The 18,778-nt window shown below is 70.1% G+C and carries 14 protein-coding genes and 3 tRNA genes; all 17 read left to right on the top strand.

Going from position 1 to position 18,778, the window contains the following annotated elements; all coding sequences use genetic code 11:
- Nucleotides 1-639: 639 nt before the first annotated feature.
- Nucleotides 640-3,192 (top strand): bifunctional diguanylate cyclase/phosphodiesterase, encoded by a 2,553-nt coding sequence (locus JD77_RS07905; RefSeq protein WP_145773697.1) that lies wholly within the window; start codon nucleotides 640-642, stop codon nucleotides 3,190-3,192.
- 104 nt (nucleotides 3,193-3,296) lie between these two features.
- Nucleotides 3,297-3,369, top strand: a tRNA-Thr gene (locus tag JD77_RS07900).
- 25 nt (nucleotides 3,370-3,394) lie between these two features.
- Nucleotides 3,395-3,467 (top strand) — tRNA-Met (locus tag JD77_RS07895).
- 131 nt (nucleotides 3,468-3,598) lie between these two features.
- Nucleotides 3,599-3,766 (top strand): 50S ribosomal protein L33, encoded by a 168-nt coding sequence (gene rpmG / locus JD77_RS07890; protein WP_007073056.1) that lies wholly within the window; start codon nucleotides 3,599-3,601, stop codon nucleotides 3,764-3,766.
- Nucleotides 3,767-3,886: 120 nt separating this feature from the next.
- Nucleotides 3,887-4,333 (top strand): MaoC family dehydratase N-terminal domain-containing protein, encoded by a 447-nt coding sequence (locus JD77_RS07885; protein WP_145773696.1) that lies wholly within the window; start codon nucleotides 3,887-3,889, stop codon nucleotides 4,331-4,333.
- A 1-nt stretch (nucleotide 4,334) separates the two neighbouring features.
- A complete protein-coding gene (locus JD77_RS07880; RefSeq protein ID WP_145773695.1) occupies nucleotides 4,335-4,727 on the top strand; it encodes a MaoC family dehydratase in 393 nt (130 codons plus the stop codon).
- Nucleotides 4,728-4,853: 126 nt separating this feature from the next.
- Nucleotides 4,854-4,926: transfer RNA gene (locus JD77_RS07875), tRNA-Trp, on the top strand.
- A 212-nt stretch (nucleotides 4,927-5,138) separates the two neighbouring features.
- Nucleotides 5,139-5,528 (top strand): preprotein translocase subunit SecE, encoded by a 390-nt coding sequence (secE, locus tag JD77_RS07870; RefSeq protein WP_145773694.1) that lies wholly within the window; start codon nucleotides 5,139-5,141, stop codon nucleotides 5,526-5,528.
- A 38-nt stretch (nucleotides 5,529-5,566) separates the two neighbouring features.
- The gene (gene nusG / locus JD77_RS07865) at nucleotides 5,567-6,289 is read left to right on the top strand and encodes a transcription termination/antitermination protein NusG (protein ID WP_145773693.1); all 723 of its coding nucleotides are present in this window, start codon (nucleotides 5,567-5,569) and stop codon (nucleotides 6,287-6,289) included.
- Nucleotides 6,290-6,472: 183 nt separating this feature from the next.
- Nucleotides 6,473-6,904, top strand: a complete 432-nt coding sequence (rplK, locus tag JD77_RS07860; protein WP_073828960.1) for a 50S ribosomal protein L11 — start codon at nucleotides 6,473-6,475, stop codon at nucleotides 6,902-6,904.
- A gap of 83 nt (nucleotides 6,905-6,987) precedes the next feature.
- The gene (rplA, locus tag JD77_RS07855) at nucleotides 6,988-7,704 is read left to right on the top strand and encodes a 50S ribosomal protein L1 (protein WP_145773692.1); all 717 of its coding nucleotides are present in this window, start codon (nucleotides 6,988-6,990) and stop codon (nucleotides 7,702-7,704) included.
- Between the two features lie 77 nt (nucleotides 7,705-7,781).
- Entirely contained in the window at nucleotides 7,782-8,711 is a 930-nt protein-coding gene (locus JD77_RS07850; protein ID WP_145773691.1) for an ABC transporter ATP-binding protein, read from the top strand.
- On the top strand, nucleotides 8,708-9,397 hold the full coding sequence (locus tag JD77_RS07845; protein ID WP_145773690.1) for a hypothetical protein: 690 nt from the start codon (nucleotides 8,708-8,710) through the stop codon (nucleotides 9,395-9,397). The genes JD77_RS07850 and JD77_RS07845 overlap by 4 nt, the downstream gene beginning before the upstream one ends.
- 353 nt (nucleotides 9,398-9,750) lie before the next feature.
- Nucleotides 9,751-10,296, top strand: a complete 546-nt coding sequence (rplJ, locus tag JD77_RS07840; protein WP_145773689.1) for a 50S ribosomal protein L10 — start codon at nucleotides 9,751-9,753, stop codon at nucleotides 10,294-10,296.
- 53 nt (nucleotides 10,297-10,349) lie between these two features.
- Nucleotides 10,350-10,733 carry a 50S ribosomal protein L7/L12 gene (gene rplL, locus JD77_RS07835; RefSeq protein WP_145773688.1) on the top strand — a complete coding sequence of 128 codons (384 nt, stop codon included), beginning with the start codon at nucleotides 10,350-10,352 and terminating at the stop codon, nucleotides 10,731-10,733.
- Between the two features lie 571 nt (nucleotides 10,734-11,304).
- Nucleotides 11,305-14,736 (top strand): DNA-directed RNA polymerase subunit beta, encoded by a 3,432-nt coding sequence (gene rpoB / locus JD77_RS07830; protein ID WP_145773687.1) that lies wholly within the window; start codon nucleotides 11,305-11,307, stop codon nucleotides 14,734-14,736.
- Between the two features lie 81 nt (nucleotides 14,737-14,817).
- On the top strand, nucleotides 14,818-18,705 hold the full coding sequence (locus tag JD77_RS07825; RefSeq protein WP_145773686.1) for a DNA-directed RNA polymerase subunit beta': 3,888 nt from the start codon (nucleotides 14,818-14,820) through the stop codon (nucleotides 18,703-18,705).
- Nucleotides 18,706-18,778 lie beyond the last annotated feature (73 nt).

The raw sequence follows: 18,778 nt of genomic DNA, 5'->3' as shown, positions 1-18,778 counted from the left end.
CCCCTCCGGTGCCCGACGGGGTATACGCGAATTCCCCGGACGACGGCGGAGGTGCACCGTAGTTAAATTCTTCGATAGATGGCTAGCGGTGGGAAAGGCCGCTCTGGTAGTCAGAGCGAGGCAGAGCGTTCCGGGCCGATCCGGGCCCGTTCGTTGATTCAGGGGGCAGTCAGGAAAAATCAACCATTGACGCCGAAAGTCCGAGTGTTCGCCAACTGCACCGGGGTGCGGCCGGTGCGGACTGCGCGGGTATCACCCCGCCAGGCAGGGCGTTCTGCCGATCGGTCGGACTTGCTGCCATCCAGACTGAGCCGGCGCGCCGAGGGCTTTGTTGCCCTCGGCGCGTGTGGCACCATCATGGAATCTTCACGCCCCCCGCGCTGCCCGTTTCATGACAGGAGCACCCCAGATGCCAACTCAAAAGCTGGGTCGGCTACTCGGCATGACCTTGATGCTCTTCGCCCTTGCGATCGGTGCCCTGGGCGCCGCCGGGGGCCCGGACGCAGGCGACTCGAAGAGTCTCGAGTTCGAGTGGCACTAGGTCCTTCGCAATTCATGTGACACCCGCCGTCGCCTTGGCGACGGCGGGGGCTGCCAGGCGTCGGCGTGAAGTTCCGCTCGTGACGACAAGGGAGCAGGATGACGAGCCGTGAGGCAGCCCTACGACGGCGGGGGACCGATCTCGCCTGGCTGATCACCGGGCCACTCGCGCTCCTGGCTGTCATCTGCTGCCTGCTGATCGCACTGGTCGAGCGAGAGCCGTACGGCGACTGGGGCTTGGCCGTGCTGTTCCTGGTGGCCCTGGTCGCGGCCCAGCTGCCGGTGCTGAGCTTCATCATCCGGCGGCAGACGCTGTCGGCGACGATCACCGAGATCCCGCTGGTCCTGGCACTGTATTACCTGCCGCCGCTGACCCTGGTGCTGGTGGCCACCCTGGCCGCCCTGATCACCCAGTTCCGACACCGGCTCGGCCCGGCCAAGTTCGCCTTCAACGTCGCCCGTTCGGCCGCCGCGACCTCGCTCGCCGGGCTGGTCCTGCTGGCCCTGCCGCCGATCCGGGGCGTCGGGCCCGGCACCTGGGGCATCCTTTTCGCCGCCGTCAGCACCATCACCCTGGTCACGCTCGCCGCGGTGGTAGGCGTGATCACCCTGCTCCAGGGCTGGCAGGCAGGGATGGAGGTGATCCGCACCTCCGTCGTGCCGCTGCTGGCGGCCGGGGTGAACGTGGCGGTGGGACTGATCACCCTGCTCGCGCTGTCCACCACCTACTGGTCGATGCTGCTGCTCGGGGCGCTCGCGGTGACCCTCGCCGCGGTCTACCGGGCGTACGCCCAGTTCCTGCGCCAGCACCGCACTCTCGCCGACATCTACGAGCTGACCCAGGCGATGACCAGCAGCGGCCAGGACGGCACGCTGCCGGACGCGCTGCTCGGCCGGGTCCGCTCGCTGATGCAGGCCGAGTACGCCACCCTGTGGCTGCCCGTTCAGGGTCGGCACCCCGAGGTGCTGCTGACCGCCCGGGTGGACGGCCGCGGCCTGCTCGACTTCTCCCTGATCCCGGCGGCCCTGCGGGAGCGTGCCGTGCGGCAGCGCCAGACGCTGGCGCTCGGCGCCCGGCTCGGGGGCGACCGGGAGGGGTTGGCGGTGCTGCGGCAGGCCACCGCCAAGGACGCGATCATCGTGCCGCTGCGTTCCGGGGAGGCCGTGATCGGCACCCTGGAGGTCGTCAACCGGCTCAGTGATGTGGGTCACTTCACGCCGTCCGACGTGCCGGTGTTCGAGACGGTGGCCGCGCACGCGGCGGTGGCCCTGGAGAATTCCCGGCTGGTCGACCGGCTGCGCCACGACGCGTACCACGACACGCTGACCAAGCTGCCCAACCGGCGGCGGATCACCGGCGCGCTCGACGAGGCCGTCAAGATCCGGGCACCGGGCGAGGTCGTCGCGGTCCTGCTGTTCGACGTCGACGGGCTGCGTCAGGTCAACGAGTCACTCGGCCACGCCGCCGGGGACCAGGTCCTCGCCGAGGTCGCCGACCGACTGCGTTCGTCCGCGCCGTCCTCGGCCCTGGTCGGCCGGGCCGGCGGCGACGAGTTCCTGGTCACCCTCCGGCTGGAGAACGCCGATGCGGCGCTTGCGCTGGCCACGCGGCTGCGGGAGGAGATCCGCGCCGAGATGGTCTTCGACGCGCTCACCCTGGACGTGGACACGGCCGTCGGGGTGGCCGTGCACCCGGACCACGGCAGCGACGCCGCCACCCTGCTGCAACGGGTCGACCTCGCCGCGATGGCGGCGAAGACCATGCCGGGCAGCGTCCATCTGTTCAGCCCGGCCCTGGAGTCCCGGTCGCTGCGCAGGCTCGGCCTCGCCGGCGACCTGCGCCGCGCCTTGGACGAGGGCGAGCTGGAGGTCTACTTCCAGCCCAAGGTGACCCTGCGCGACCGCCGCCTCGTCGGGGTGGAGTGCCTGGCCCGGTGGGAGCACCCCGCGCACGGCCAGGTCGCCCCCGAGGACTTCGTCGCGGTGGCGGAGCACACCGGTCTGCTCGGTCGGCTCACGGAGGTGGTGCTCCGGGAGGGGCTGCGGCGCAGCCGGGACTGGAGCCACGCCCAGCAGCCGCTCGCCGTCGCGGTCAACCTCTCCGCGCGTACGCTCACCGACCCGCACTTCCCCGACCAGGTACGCGAGCTGCTCGACGCGTACGGGGTGCCGCCGCAGCGGCTCACCTTCGAGATCCGTGAGGGCGGGGTGCTGGACGGCACGGACCGCCCCATCCCGGCCCTGCGCCGGTTGCGCGACCTCGGCGTACGGCTCTCCGTGGACGACTTCGGCACCGGCTCCTCGTCACTGGCGTACCTGCGGCGGCTGCCCGTGCACGAGGTCAAGGTCGACCGGTCGTTCGTGCAGGGCATGGCGACCGACCCGGGGGACCTGGCCATCGTCAACGCGGTGGTGACTCTCTCGCAGCAGTTCGGCCTGGCCGTGGTGGCCGAGGGCGTGGAGAGCGAGTTGACCCTGGAGTTGCTCCAGGACATCGGCTGCGAGATCGGCCAGGGCTTCCTGTTCAGCCGGCCGCTGCCGTACGAGCGGTTGGAGGCCTGGTTCGGGGCCCAGGCGGAGCCCGAGGCGGCCGGCGGCGTGGAGCACCCTCGGCTGCGGGTGGTCCCGGATCGCTCCACGATTCTGCTCTGACCTGCGGTAACGGCGGTCCCCCCGGGTGCGGGGGGATCCGATTTCACCTCCGGGGCCGGGCCGTGTACTCTTACCTCTGCGCGGCCACGGTGTTGATCGCGCAGGCCCCCTTAGCTCAGTCGGCAGAGCGTCTCCATGGTAAGGAGAAGGTCTACGGTTCGATTCCGTAAGGGGGCTCAAAGGGTCCGGCTGGACCCGCCACGGCGGTGTAGCTCAGATGGCAGAGCAAGCGGCTCATAATCGCTGTGTCGCCGGTTCAAGTCCGGCCACCGCTACTCTCGTCCTCCGGGCTCGCTTCCGGTGGGCGGTGGAAGGGGCGCCCCAGGCGCCCACTTTGCATGTCCGCGTCAGCAGCGCGTACGCTGTGGCGCCGTAGTTGTTGACTGAGCGAGGAAGGCACTCCGCCGTGGCGAAGGCGACCGATGTCCGGCCGAAGATCACTTTGGCGTGTGTGGAGTGCAAGGAGCGCAACTACATCACGCGCAAGAACCGCCGCAACGACCCGGACCGCATCGAGCTGAAGAAGTTCTGCCCCCGGGACGGGCGGCACACGGTCCACCGCGAGACCCGCTGACCATCGCCGGCGCGAGCCGGCAGCACGACCCTCGATCGCCGATCCGGCAACGGATGGCGCGGCCTTGGCCGCCCGTCCGCGCCGGGTCGGCTTTCGCGCTTTCCGTGTAGGTTCTCGGGCATGCCCTTGGACCCGTCCTTCGTCGGCCGGACCTATCCGCCGACCGCCCCCTACCAGGTGGGCCGAGAAAAGATCCGCGAGTTCGCCACCGCCGTCGGCGCCACCGATCCGGCGCACCACGACCCCGACGCCGCCCGGGCGCTGGGGCACCCGGACGTGGTCGCCCCGCCGACCTTCCCGGTGGTGGTCACCATGGCCGCCAGCCAGCAGATCATCGAGGATCCCGCCCTCGGCATGGACTACAGCCGGGTGGTCCACGGGGACCAGCGCTTCGCGTACGCCCGGCCGGTGGTGGCCGGGGACGAACTGGTCTGCGTGAACACCATCGAGGACATCAACCACCGGGGCGGGCACGACTTCCTCACGACCCGCACCGACGTCAGGACGCCGGCCGGCGAGCCGGTCGTCACCGTCTGGTCCAAGCTCGTCGTACGCGGGGAGGCCTGAGATGGAGCTGCCCACCAAGACCTTCCGGGTCACCCGGGCCGACCTGGTCCGCTACGCGGGCGCCTCGGGCGACTTCAACCCGATCCACTGGAGCGACCGGTTCGCGACGAAGGTGGGCCTGCCCGGGGTGATCGCGCACGGGATGTTCACCATGGCCCTCGTCGGTCGGGCGGTCGCCGAGTGGGCCGGGGCGCCCGACGCCGTGGTCGACTACGGGGTCCGGTTCACCCGCCCGGTGGTCGTCCCCGACGACGACGCCGGCACGGAGATCGAGGTGACCGCCAGGGTCAAGGAGGTCACGGGGGAGGGCCTGACCAGGCTCGACATCACCGCGACGTGCCGGGGGGAGAAGGTGCTCTCGCAGGCCCGGGCGGTGATCCGGACGCCCCGCTGACGGGGCTCCGCCACGCGAGATGGCAGACCGGTTGGGAAAGTGGCGTCGCTACCCGTACACTGGTCCGCCGTGGGGCAAGTGACCCCGCCCGGTGCTGGCTGGCCGGGTCGGGTGAGCGTGCCGCACAGGGGTGTAGCTCAATTGGCAGAGCAGCGGTCTCCAAAACCGCAGGCTGCAGGTTCAAGTCCTGTCACCCCTGCGCCTCAGGCCTGACCGTTCCCGTGGGTCGCGCCGCCAACCGGCGGCGTTCGGCCCGTGGTGGTGGCATCGGCGGGGTGGTTCCGAGGCAATCGGGCCCGTCCGTCGATCCGCCGGCCGCGGCCCGTCGCGGGACGGTTGGTCCGGCCGGCGTGACCAGCGCCGCGCGCACCGCACCGGTGTGCGACCCGATTTCCCGCGACGGAGGGCGAAGTGGCCGAGAGCAAGCGGCGCAGCGAGGACGCCGGCGACGACCGTCTGAACGACGAGACCGTCGACGACGTGGCCGCCGACGACGCCACCGACGCGGAGGAGCCGGTCTCCCGGGGCGGTACGGCCACCCGGGCGCGGGCCAAGGCCGAGTCGGCTGACGACAAGAAGACCCGCAAGGACACCGACCGGGTGGGCCTCTTCGCCCGCATCGGGCGGTTCTTCCGCGAGGTCGTCGCCGAGCTGCGTAAGGTCATCTGGCCGACCCGCAAGGAGTTGCTGACCTACACGGCTGTGGTGGTCACCTTCGTCGCCGTGATGCTGACGATCGTGGCCGGCCTGGACTACGCCTTCGCAAAGGGCGTGCTGTTCGTCTTCGGCAACCCCAGCTGACCGGCTGACTTAGCCGATAGTGACGGAAGTGAGCGAGCGTGCCTGAGTACGACGAGACCGCCGAGACCACGGACGAGCAGTCCACGGTGGCGACGGCGGCCAGTGACGAGTCGGTCGAGGCCGCCAGCGAGCCGGACTTTCCGACCACCGAGCCTGCCCCGGACGAGGACTACGACCCGGTGGCGGAGCTGCGCCAGAAGCTGCGCTACGCGCCTGGCGACTGGTACGTGGTGCACTCGTACGCCGGCTACGAGAACAAGGTCAAGACCAACCTCGAGACCCGGATCACGTCCCTCGACATGGAGGACTACATCTACCAGGTCGAGGTGCCGACCCGGGAAGAGGTCGAGGTCAAGAACGGCAAGCGGTCCCAGGTCCAGGCCAAGGTCTTCCCGGGCTACATCCTGGTCCGGATGGAGCTGACGGCCGAGTCGTACTCCTGCGTGCGCAACACCCCGGGGGTCACCGGCTTCGTGGGGGCGACCGACCGGGCCGACCGCCCGGCGCCGCTGAGCCTCGACGAGGTGCTCAAGTGGCTGGCCCCGGCGGTCGAGACCGAGCAGAAGAAGGCGAAGCCCGAGGTCAAGGTCCTCGACTTCGAGGTCGGCGACTCGGTCACCGTCACCGACGGCGCGTTCGCCTCGCTGCCGGCGACCATCAGTGAGATCAACGCCGACCAGCAGAAGCTCAAGGTGCTGGTGTCGATCTTCGGCCGGGAGACTCCGGTGGAGCTGAACTTCAACCAGGTCGCCAAGATCTGACGTACCGGCTCGCCGGCGGTGGGCTGCGAGCCCCCGCCGGCGAACTCGTTCCGCCCTCCACCGACCTCGCGGAAGGAGGCGGCGGAACGCTGCGCTACCCTAGAACGTCGCCGCTGTCGCATCGCGCTGACCGTGCGCGTCCGCGGCCGGCACATTTCCCAGTTCCAAGCCCCAGGAAGAGACATGCCTCCGAAGAAGAAGCTCGTCAAGACGTTCACGCTTCAGCTGCCGGCGGGCCAGGCCACCCCGGCGCCGCCGGTCGGCCCCGCGCTCGGTCAGCACGGCGTGAACATCATGGAGTTCTGCAAGTCCTACAACGCGCAGACCGAGTCCCAGCGGGGCGACATCGTCCCCGCCGAGATCAGCGTGTACGAGGACCGCACCTTCACCTTCGTGCTGAAGACCCCGCCCGCCGCCCGGCTGCTGATCAAGGCCGCCGGCGTGCAGAAGGGCTCCGGCGTCCCGCACAAGGAGAAGGTCGGCAGTGTCACCCGCGCCCAGCTGCGGGAGATCGCCGAGAAGAAGATGGCCGACCTCAACGCCAACGACATCGAGCAGGCTGAGAAGATCATCGCCGGCACCGCCCGGTCGATGGGCCTGACCGTCGCCGACTGACGTCGCCCACCCGAGACCGGACCCGTTCGTGGGAGGGCGCGCGGACGCCGCGGCCCGCCAGAGACCACAGGAGTAATCGAGAAATGCAGCGCAGCAAGAGCTACCGCAAGGCCGCCGAGGTCATCGACCGGTCGAAGCTCTACACCCCCGCCGAGGCCGTCAAGCTGGCCAAGGAGACCACCTCCGTCAAGTTCGACGCCACGGTCGAGGTCGCGATGCGCCTCGGCGTCGACCCCCGTAAGGCGGACCAGATGGTCCGCGGCACGGTCAACCTGCCGCACGGCACCGGTAAGACCGCCCGCGTGATCGTCTTCGCCGCCGGCGCGAAGGCCGAGGAGGCCGCGGCCGCCGGTGCGGACGAGGTGGGCACCGACGAGCTCGTCGCCCGGATCCAGGGCGGCTGGCTCGACTTCGACGCGGCGATCGCCACGCCGGACCAGATGGCCAAGATCGGCCGGATCGCGCGGATCCTGGGCCCGCGCGGTCTCATGCCGAACCCGAAGACCGGCACGGTGACCATGGACGTCGCCAAGGCCGTCTCGGACATCAAGGGCGGTAAGATCACCTTCCGGGTGGACAAGCACTCCAACCTGCACCTGATCATCGGCAAGGCCTCGTTCTCCGAGTCCCAGCTGGTCGACAACTACGCGGCGGTCCTCGACGAGGTGCTGCGGGCCAAGCCGTCGGCCGCGAAGGGCAAGTACCTGAAGAAGGTCACCCTCACCACCACGATGGGCCCGGGCGTGCCGGTCGACCCGAACGTGGTGAAGAACCTCCAGGAGGGCTCGGCCGAGGGCTGAGCACGGCTGCCTCGACGGGCCCCGCCACGACTCGTGGCGGGGCCCCGTTCGTTCGTCCGCTGTGGCAGGCTCGCGGCATGCGGTGTGAGGATGTCTGGCTGCGCTACCACCGGCGCGGCCCGTGGGTGCTGCGGGCGACGAGCGTGGGCATCGGCCCGGGCGAGGCGGCGGTGGTGCTCGGCCGCAACGGCGTCGGCAAGTCGACGCTGCTCCAGCTCGCGGCCGGGGTGCTCCGGCCGACCCGGGGCCGGGTCGTCGACCGCCCGCGGCGCGTCGGCTGGGTGCCGGAGCGGTTCCCGGCTGACCAGCCGTTCACGGTGCGCCGTTACCTCACCGGGATGGCCCGGGTCGCCGGCCTGGGCCCCGCCGAGGCCGGCCCGGCGGCCGACCGCTGGGTCGAGCGGCTGGGCCTGACCGGGTTCCGCGACGTGCGGCTGCCCGAGCTGTCCAAGGGCACCGCCCAGAAGGTCGGCCTGGCCCAGGCGATGCTGCGTCGGCCGGGCCTGCTCGTCCTCGACGAGCCCTGGGAGGGGCTGGATGCGGCCGCCCGCGAGCTGGTCCCCGCCCTGATCGACGAGGTGCTGGCAGCCGGCGGGTCGGTTCTGATCAGCGACCACCGGGGGGAGACCGTCCGGCTGCCCCGTGCCGCCCGCTGGACGGTCTCCGACGGCACCGTCACCGCGGAGGGGCCGTCCGCCGGGCCGGGCGGGCCGCTGGCGGTCGTGGAGATCGCGGTCCCGGCCGCGCGGGTCGCCCACGCCGTCGCCCGGTTGCGCGCCGACGGCCACCACGTCCTACGGGTACGCTCCGACGCCGCCCCGCCCGACGCCCCGGTCCCGCCCGGGGAGCATCCGGCCGTCGGCTCTGCCCTGGCCGTCGACACTGCTTCGGCCGCCGGCTCTGCCCCGATCGTCGACTCCGTCGAGGTTGGGGGTGGGTCGGTGCCGCCGACCGACGAGCAGGGCGCGGCGGTGCGGGCCGCCGAGCCCGGGCGGGCGCGCCGGTGAGCGGGCTGGTCCGGATGCGACTGGCCGGCTTCCTACGCACCGGGCGGGCCGTCGCCCCGCTGCTGGCCGGCCTGCTGGCCCTCGGCGTCCTCTACGGCGGCGGCCGGGCCGAGCCGGGGGAGGCCTACGGCGTGTCGGCGGTGGTGCTCTTCCCGGTGCTGGCCTGGCAGACCAGGATCCTGCTCGACGTCGAGCCGGACGTGCAGCGCCGGCTGGCCGTGGTGGCCGTCGGCCCGGCGCGGGAGCGGGCCGCGGGGCTGCTCGCGGCGGCCGCGGCGGGGTTGGGCACGGTGGCTGTGGCACTGGCGTTCCCGTGGCTGGTCGGCGGGTTGGCCGGCCCGACCGGGCCGGGGGACCGGTCCGTGGTCGTCGGGGTGGCGCTCGGGCTCTGGGCACACCTGCTCGCCCTGCCCGCCGCGGTGGCCCTCGGCGCGCTGGCCAGCCGCGCCGTCACGGGCAGCGCGGGGTACGCCGTGGCCGTGCTGGCGCTCGGTGCGGTGGGCGCCGTGGTTCTCGGCCTCTCCGGCTCGGTGGCGCCCTGGCTGGCGCCTCCGGTCATGCCGACCGCCCGGGCCGCCGCCGAGGGCCCGTCCGCGGCGGCCGTGGCCCTGCTCAGCGCCTGGGCGGTGGCGTGGAGCGCGGTGGTCCTGGCCGGCTACGTCTGGCGCCGCCGGGCCCGGGCCTGACGTCCGCCCGGTCCGGCGGCGGGCTCGTGCCGTCGGGCCACGTGACCGGGAGCACGCGGGGGCGATTTGGCCCTTGCTGCAGGTGTGGCGTAGCCTTGTCGCGAAGTACCACCCAGAGACCGCTGGTCACCGTGCCCCGGCACGGTCGAAGGTCCCGCTTCGACGGGCGACCCGCGCAGGGCGGCAAGCGAAAAGCGGCTGTGTTTCCGTGGTCCGCCGACTGCGGTGAGTCCGGCCGGCCCTCGCCCCGTGCGCCCTGCGCCGGGGCTTTCTCGTTGTCGTGGTCCCTCCGCAACCGCCGAAGCCCGTCGGCTTCCCGGTGGACCAGCCTGGAGCAACGAGAGAGGAGGGACATGGCGGACAAGCCGATCCGGGCCGACAAGGCCACGGCCGTCGCTGAGCTGACCGAGAGCTTCCGCAACGCGGGCGCGGCGGTCCTCACCGAGTACCGTGGCCTGACGGTTGCCCAGCTCACCCAGCTGCGGCGCTCGCTCGGCAAGGAGACCACCTACACGGTCGCGAAGAACACGCTGGCGAAGCGTGCCGCGACCGAGGCGGGCATCTCCGGCCTCGACGAGCTGTTCACCGGTCCTACCGCGCTGACTTTCGTTTCGGGCGACGTCGTCGAGGCGGCGAAGGGGCTTCGCGACTTCGCGAAGGCCAACCCGAAGCTCGTCATCAAGGGCGGCGTCTTCGAGGGCAAGGCCATTTCCGCGGCCGAGGTCACGAAGCTCGCCGACCTGGAGTCCCGTGAGGTGCTGCTGGCCAAGCTGGCCGGCGCGATGAAGGGCAACCTGAGCAAGGCCGCGGCCCTGTTCCAGGCCCCGCTGTCGAAGACCGCCCGCCTGGCGGCCGCCCTGCAGGACAAGCGCGAGAAGGAGGGCGCCGAGGCGGCCTGAGGCCCCGCGGCGCACCACATACCTAGTCAAGCATTCAGGAAAGGACGCCAGACATGGCGAAGCTCAGCACCGACGAGCTGCTCGACGCGTTCAAGGAGATGACGCTGATCGAGCTCTCCGAGTTCGTGAAGCAGTTCGAGGAGACCTTCGAGGTCACCGCCGCCGCCCCGGTCGCCGTGGCCGCGGGTGCCCCGGCCGCCGCCGCCGCGCCGGTCGAGGAGGAGAAGGACGAGTTCGACGTCGTCCTCGACGCCGACGGTGGCAAGAAGATCCAGGTCATCAAGGTCGTGCGCGAGCTGACCGGCCTGGGCCTGAAGGAGGCCAAGGACCTGGTCGAGGCCGCGCCGAAGCCGGTCCTGGAGAAGGTCAACAAGGAGACCGCCGAGAAGGCCAAGGCCAAGCTCGAGGGCGAGGGCGCCAAGGTCACCCTCAAGTAATCGAGGGACCAGGCGCGTGTCCGGCTCGCGTGAGCCAGGGCACACCGCGTGGCGGCGGGCGACGATCCGGGAACGGGTCGTCGCCCGCCGTGTTGCTGGTGGGCACGCGCAGCAGCGGCGTGAGCAGGGCATCGACGCCGCGTGTCGGGCGGCGTGGCGGACCGGGCCGGTCGCCCGGGAGCGGGAAACACGGGCCCGGACGAGACGGGCCCTTGACGTGGCCCCGGGCCGCCAGGCACGCTGACACCAGCAAGACCTTCCGCGCTTGCAACGGCCACCACTCGGGTAATGGCAGCGGCGGTGCCACCCTCCGTCGCACCCGGGCGGTCCGTAGGCTCGCCGCGTTCCGAGCGGCCCGGTGCGGCCCCGTTCGAGGGGCCCCGAGGCACGTTCCGCGACGACCTGCGGGGCGGGCTGGACAGCGGTTAGCCTCTCGGCTACACTGCTAGTTTGCGCTGCCTTCCGACTTGACCCCTGCTCGGAAATGTCCGTTTATGGATATTTCTGGTGGGGTCATTGGAGTGCACGCGTACCAGCCGTTCTGCAGCACCGGTCCTCGGAAGGACGCATCTTGGCAGCTTCCCGCCCTGCGAAGACCAGTCGTACGTCGAGCGCTTTCGCGCCCCGCCGAGTCTCTTTCGGCAGGATCACCGAACACCTCGAGGTCCCCAACCTCCTCGCCATCCAGAACGAGTCCTTCGACTGGCTCGTCGGCAACGAGGCTTGGCAGGGCCGGTCGGTGGACGACCCGCACGCACGCTCGGGTCTCGCGGAGATCCTCGACGAGATCAGTCCCATTGAGGACTTCTCCGGCACCATGTCGCTCTCCTTCTCGGCTCCGCGCTTCGACGAGGTCAAGGCCTCGATCGAGGAGTGCAAGGAGAAGGACCTTACCTACTGCGCCCCGCTGTTCGTGACGGCGGAGTTCACCAACAACACCACCGGCGAGATCAAGAGCCAGACGGTGTTCATGGGTGACTTCCCGATGATGACGCCCAAGGGCACGTTCATCATCAACGGCACCGAGCGGGTCGTCGTCAGCCAGCTCGTCCGGTCCCCGGGCGTCTACTTCGACAAGCAGCCGGACAAGACCTCCGACCGCGACCTCTCCAGCGTCAAGGTCATCCCGAGCCGGGGTGCCTGGCTGGAGTTCGACATCGACAAGCGCGACACGGTCGGCGTTCGCATCGACCGCAAGCGTCGGCAGGCCGTCACGGTGCTGCTGAAGGCCATCGGCTGGTCGGCCGACCGGATCCGCGAGAAGTTCGGCTGGTCCGAGCTGATGATGACCACGCTCGAGAAGGACCACATCGCCGGCCAGGACGAGGCCCTGCTCGACATCTACCGCAAGCTCCGTCCGGGCGAGCCGCCGACCCGCGAGAACGCCCAGACCCTGCTCGACAACCTCTTCTTCAACCCGAAGCGGTACGACGTCGCCAAGGTCGGTCGGTACAAGTTCAACAAGAAGCTCGAGCTCGACGTGCCGATCACCACCGGCACGCTGACCGAGGACGACATCGTCGCCACCGTCGAGTACCTCTGCCGGCTGCACGCCGGCGAGGAGGGCTACGAGGCCGACGACATCGACCACTTCGGCAACCGCCGCCTGCGTACGGTGGGCGAGCTGATCCAGAACCAGGTCCGGGTCGGCCTGTCCCGGATGGAGCGCGTCGTCCGCGAGCGGATGACCACGCAGGACGTCGAGGCGATCACGCCGCAGACCCTGATCAACATCCGCCCGGTGGTGGCGGCGATCAAGGAGTTCTTCGGCACGTCGCAGCTGTCCCAGTTCATGGACCAGACCAACCCGCTGGCGGGCCTGACCCACCGGCGCCGGCTGAGCGCGCTCGGCCCGGGCGGTCTGTCCCGCGAGCGGGCCGGCTTCGAGGTCCGCGACGTGCACCCGTCCCACTACGGCCGGATGTGCCCGATCGAGACGCCGGAAGGCCCGAACATCGGTCTGATCGGCGCGCTGTCCACCTTCGCCCGGGTCAATCCGTTCGGCTTCATCGAGACGCCGTACCGGAAGGTCGTCGAGGGTCGGGTCACCGACCAGATCGACTACCTGACCGCGGACGAGGAGGACCGGTTCGTCAAGGCGCAGGCCAACGCCCCGCTGAAGTCCGACGGTACGTTCGCCGAGGAGCGCGTCCTGGTCCGCCGTAAGGGCGGCGAAACTGAGGACGTGGCGCCGGAGGCCGTGGACTACATGGACGTCTCGCCGCGGCAGATGACCTCCGTCGCGACCGCGATGATCCCGTTCCTCGAGCACGACGACGCCAACCGCGCGCTCATGGGCGCGAACATGCAGCGCCAGGCGGTGCCGCTGGTCAAGGCGGAGTCGCCGCTGGTCGGCACCGGCATGGAGTACCGGGCCGCCGTCGACGCCGGTGACGTGGTCGTCGCCGAGGTGGGCGGCGTGATCGAGGACCTGTGCGCCGACTACATCACCGTCCACCAGGACGACGGCCACCGCCGGACGTACCTGCTGCACAAGTTCCGCCGCTCCAACGCCGGCTCCTGCGTCAACCAGAAGCCGGTGGTCTTCGAGGGCGACCGCGTCGAGGCCGGCCAGGTCATCGCCGACGGGCCGTGCACCGACGAGGGCGAGATGGCGCTCGGGCGCAACCTGCTCGTGGCGTTCATGACCTGGGAGGGCCACAACTACGAGGACGCGATCATCCTGTCGCAGCGCCTCGTGCAGCAGGACGTGCTCACCTCGATCCACATCGAGGAGCACGAGGTCGACGCGCGGGACACCAAGCTCGGCCCGGAGGAGATCACCCGCGACATCCCGAACGTCAGCGAGGAGATGCTCGCCGACCTCGACGAGCGCGGCATCATCCGGATCGGCGCCGAGGTCGTCCCCGGTGACATCCTGGTCGGCAAGGTCACGCCGAAGGGTGAGACCGAGCTGACCCCGGAGGAGCGGCTGCTCCGCGCGATCTTCGGTGAGAAGGCGCGCGAGGTCCGGGACACCTCGCTGAAGGTGCCGCACGGCGAGACCGGCACGGTCATCGGCGTGCGGACGTTCTCCCGCGAGGACGGCGACGAGCTGCCCCCGGGCGTCAACGAGCTGGTCCGGGTCTACGTGGCTCAGAAGCGGAAGATCCAGGACGGCGACAAGCTCGCCGGCCGGCACGGCAACAAGGGCGTCATCTCGAAGATCCTGCCGATCGAGGACATGCCGTTCCTGGAGGACGGCACCCCGGTCGACATCGTGCTGAACCCGCTGGGTGTGCCGTCCCGGATGAACATCGGCCAGGTGCTGGAGACGCACCTCGGCTGGGTGGCCAAGACGGGGTGGAAGGTCGAGGGCGACGACGCCGAGTGGAAGCGCCAGCTGCGCTCCATCGAGGCGCACGAGTCCGAGCCGGACACCAATGTGGCGACGCCGGTCTTCGACGGCGCCCGCGAGGAGGAGATCTCCGGTCTGCTCGCGTCGACCCTGCCCAACCGGGACGGCAAGCAGCTGATCGGCTCCAGCGGCAAGGCGCAGCTGTTCGACGGCCGCTCCGGCGAGCCGCTGCCGGACCCGATCGCGGTCGGCTACATCTACATCCTGAAGCTCAACCACCTGGTCGACGACAAGATCCACGCTCGGTCGACCGGCCCGTACTCGATGATCACGCAGCAGCCGCTGGGTGGTAAGGCGCAGTTCGGTGGCCAGCGCTTCGGTGAGATGGAGTGCTGGGCGATGCAGGCGTACGGCGCCGCGTACGCCCTGCAGGAGCTGCTGACGATCAAGTCCGACGACGTCCTGGGCCGGGTCAAGGTCTACGAGGCGATCGTCAAGGGCGAGAACATCCCGGAGCCGGGCATCCCGGAGTCGTTCAAGGTGCTGCTCAAGGAGCTCCAGTCGCTGTGCCTCAACGTCGAGGTGCTCTCCAGCGACGGGGTCGCCCTCGAGATGCGCGAGACCGACGACGAGGTGTTCCGGGCCGCCGAGGAGCTGGGCATCGACCTGTCCCGGCGCGAGCCGAGCTCGGTCGAAGAGGTCTGAGGTGGGCAGTCGGGGGCCGGTTCGCCGGCTCCCGACCCCGCCCGATAGCTAAGCAGTACAGACGACGACATAGGGGACATAGTGCTCGACGTCAACTTCTTCGACGAGCTGCGGATCGGCCTCGCCACCGCCGACGACATCCGTCAGTGGTCCCACGGCGAGGTCAAGAAGCCTGAGACGATCAACTACCGCACCCTCAAGCCGGAAAAGGACGGGCTCTTCTGCGAGAAGATCTTCGGTCCGCAGCGGGACTGGGAGTGCTACTGCGGTAAGTACAAGCGGGTTCGGTTCAAGGGCATCATCTGCGAGCGCTGCGGCGTCGAGGTGACCCGCTCCAAGGTCCGGCGCGAGCGGATGGGCCACATCGAGCTGGCCGCCCCGGTGACGCACATCTGGTACTTCAAGGGCGTCCCGAGCCGGCTGGGCTACCTGCTGGACCTCGCCCCCAAGGACCTCGAGAAGATCATCTACTTCGCCTCGTACGTCGTGACGAGCGTGGACGTCGAGGCGCGCCACCGCGACCTGTCGACGATCGAGAACGAGATCCTGGCCGAGAAGCGGCAGGCCGAGAACAGCCGCGACTCGGAGATCGAGAAGCGGGCCGCCAAGCTCGAGGCCGACCTGGCCGAGCTGGAGGCCGAGGGTGCCAAGGCGGACGTCCGGCGCAAGGTCAAGGAGGGCGGAGAGCGCGAGATGCGCCAGATCCGCGACCGGGCCCAGCGCGAGATCGACCGTCTGGACGAGGTGCTCGACACCTTCCGCAAGCTGGATCCGAAGCAGTTGGTCACCGACGAGCTGCTCTACCGGGAGCTGCGCGACCGGTTCGGCGAGTACTTCACCGGCGGCATGGGCGCCGAGGCCATCAAGGCGCTGGTCCAGAACATGGACCTCGACGCCGAGGCCGAGAGCCTGCGCGAGACCATCCGTACGGGCAAGGGCCAGCGGAAGATCCGGGCGCTCAAGCGGCTCAAGGTCGTGGCGGCGTTCCTGAACACCCGCAACTCGCCGCTCGGCATGGTGCTGGACTGCGTCCCGGTCATCCCGCCGGACCTGCGCCCGATGGTGCAGCTCGACGGTGGCCGCTTCGCGACCAGCGACCTGAACGACCTGTACCGCCGGGTGATCAACCGGAACAACCGCCTCAAGCGGCTGATCGACCTCGGCGCGCCCGAGATCATCGTCAACAACGAGAAGCGGATGCTCCAGGAGGCCGTCGACGCGCTGTTCGACAACGGCCGTCGGGGCCGGCCGGTCACCGGCCCGGGTAACCGTCCGCTGAAGTCGCTGTCCGACATGCTCAAGGGCAAGCAGGGCCGGTTCCGGCAGAACCTGCTGGGCAAGCGCGTCGACTACTCCGGCCGTTCGGTCATCGTGGTCGGCCCGAAGCTCAAGCTGCACCAGTGCGGCCTGCCCAAGCAGATGGCGCTGGAGCTGTTCAAGCCGTTCGTGATGAAGCGGCTGGTCGACCTGAACCACGCGCAGAACATCAAGTCCGCCAAGCGGATGGTCGAGCGGCAGCGGCCGGTCGTGTGGGACGTGCTGGAAGAGGTCATCGGCGAGCACCCGGTGCTGCTGAACCGCGCGCCGACCCTGCACCGTCTGGGCATCCAGGCCTTCGAGCCGCAGCTGGTCGAGGGCAAGGCCATCCAGATCCACCCGCTGGTCTGCACCGCGTTCAACGCCGACTTCGACGGTGACCAGATGGCGGTGCACGTGCCGCTGTCCGCCGAGGCCCAGGCCGAGGCGCGGATCCTGATGCTGTCGTCGAACAACATCCTCAAGCCGGCCGACGGCAAGCCGGTCACCATGCCCACCCAGGACATGGTCATCGGTCTGTACCACCTCACCCACCTCACCCCGGGTGGCAGGGGTGAGGGCCGGGCGTTCAGCTCGGACGCCGAGGCGCGGATGGCCTTCGACAGCGGCGAGCTGCACCTGCAGGCGCCGGTGAAGATCCGCCTGCGCGGGCTGGTCGGGGTCGACAACGGTGCCAACGCCGAGCCGTGGGTCGCGCCGGAGGACTGGGTCGAGGGCGCCCCGGTGACCGTCGAGACCACGCTCGGTCGGGTCCTGTTCAACGAGACGCTGCCGCCGGGCTACCGCTTCGTGAACTACGAGATCCGCAAGGGTCAGCTCTCCGCGATCGTCAACGACCTCGCCGAGCGCTTCCCCAAGGTGGCCCTCGCGGCCACCCTGGACGGGCTCAAGGAGGCCGGCTTCCACTGGGCCACCTGGTCCGGCGTGACGATCGGCATGGAGGACGTCATCGCTCCGCCGCGCAAGCGGGAGATCCTCGAGCGGTACGAGAAGGAAGCCGACAAGATCGACCGCCAGTACCAGCGCGGTCTGATCACCGCCGAGGAGCGCCGCAGCGAGCTGATCTCCATCTGGACCAACGCGACCAACGAGGTCGCCAAGGAGATGGACACCGCGCTGCCGCAGGAGAACCCGCTGTGGAAGATGATCAACTCGGGTGCCCGCGGTAACCTGCTCCAGCTCCGCCAGATCGCCGCGATCCGTGGTCTGGTGGCCAACCCGAAGGGTGAGATCATCCCGCGGCCGATCAAGGCCAGCTACCGGGAGGGTCTGTCCGTGCTGGAGTACTTCATCTCCACGCACGGTGCCCGCAAGGGTCTCGCCGACACCGCGCTGCGGACCGCCGACTCGGGTTACCTGACCCGTCGTCTGGTGGACGTCTCGCAGGACGTCATCATCCGCGAGGAGGACTGCGGCACCGACCGGGCCATCCCGATGCAGATCGGCGAGCGGCGCGACGGCAAGCTGTACGTCCACGAGCACGCGGAGACCAGCGTGCACGCCCGGACCCTGGCCGACGACATCAAGGGGCCGGACGGCACCGTCGTCGCCGAGCGGGGCCAGGACGTCAACTCCATCCTGGTCGACAAGATCGTCGCCGCCGGGGTGGAGACGGTGCGGGTGCGCAGCGTGCTCACCTGTGAGTCCAAGCTGGGCGTCTGCGGGGCGTGCTACGGCCGCTCGCTGCCGACCGGCAAGACCGTCGACGTCGGCGAGGCGGTCGGCATCATCGCCGCCCAGTCGATCGGTGAGCCTGGTACGCAGCTGACGATGCGTACGTTCCACACCGGTGGCGTCGCGGGTGAGGACATCACCCAGGGTCTGCCGCGTGTCCAGGAGATCTTCGAGGCCCGGGTCCCGAAGGGTAAGGCGCCCATCGCCGACACCCCGGGCCGCATCCGGATCGAGGACGGCGAGCGCTCGCGGAAGATCATCGTGGTGCCGGACGACGGCAGCGACGAGATCGTCTACGACAAGATCTCCAAGCGGGTCCGGCTGCGGGCCCACGACGGGGACCACGTCGAGGTCGGCGAGAAGCTCACCGAGGGCACCATCGACCCGCACGAGCTGCTGCGCATCCTCGGCCCGCGCGCGGTCCAGGTCCACCTGACCCAGGAGGTCCAGGAGGTCTACCGCTCGCAGGGCGTGCTCATCCACGACAAGCACATCGAGATCATCATCCGCCAGATGCTCAAGCGGGTGACGGTCATCGACTCCGGCTCGACCGAGTTCCTGCCGGGCGTGCTGGTCGACCGGGCGCTGTTCGAGTCGGAGAACCGCCGGCTCGTGTCCGAGGGCGGCGAGCCCGCCGCCGGCCGTCCGGTGCTGATGGGTATCACCAAGGCCTCGCTGGCCACGGACTCCTGGCTGTCGGCGGCCTCCTTCCAGGAGACCACCCGGGTGCTGACGGACGCGGCGATCCACGCCCGCAGCGACTCGCTGATCGGCCTCAAGGAGAACGTGATCATCGGTAAGCTCATCCCGGCCGGTACGGGCATCAGCAAGTACCGCAACGTCCGGGTCGAGCCGACCGAGGAGGCGAAGGCCAAGGTCTACTCGATGACCGGGTACCCGGAGACCGACTACGGCTTCGGGCCGGCCAGCGGGCAGGCGGTTCCGCTGGACGACTTCGACTTCGGGTCGTACCGCTAAGGCAGAAAACGACGAGACCCCCGGCACCTGTCGGGGGTCTCGTCGCGTTTCCGGCCCGACACCGCCAGATGGC

Source organism: Micromonospora olivasterospora (assembly GCF_007830265.1).
GTDB lineage: Bacteria > Actinomycetota > Actinomycetes > Mycobacteriales > Micromonosporaceae > Micromonospora > Micromonospora olivasterospora.
This window is presented reverse-complemented; position numbering and strand designations above follow the sequence as displayed.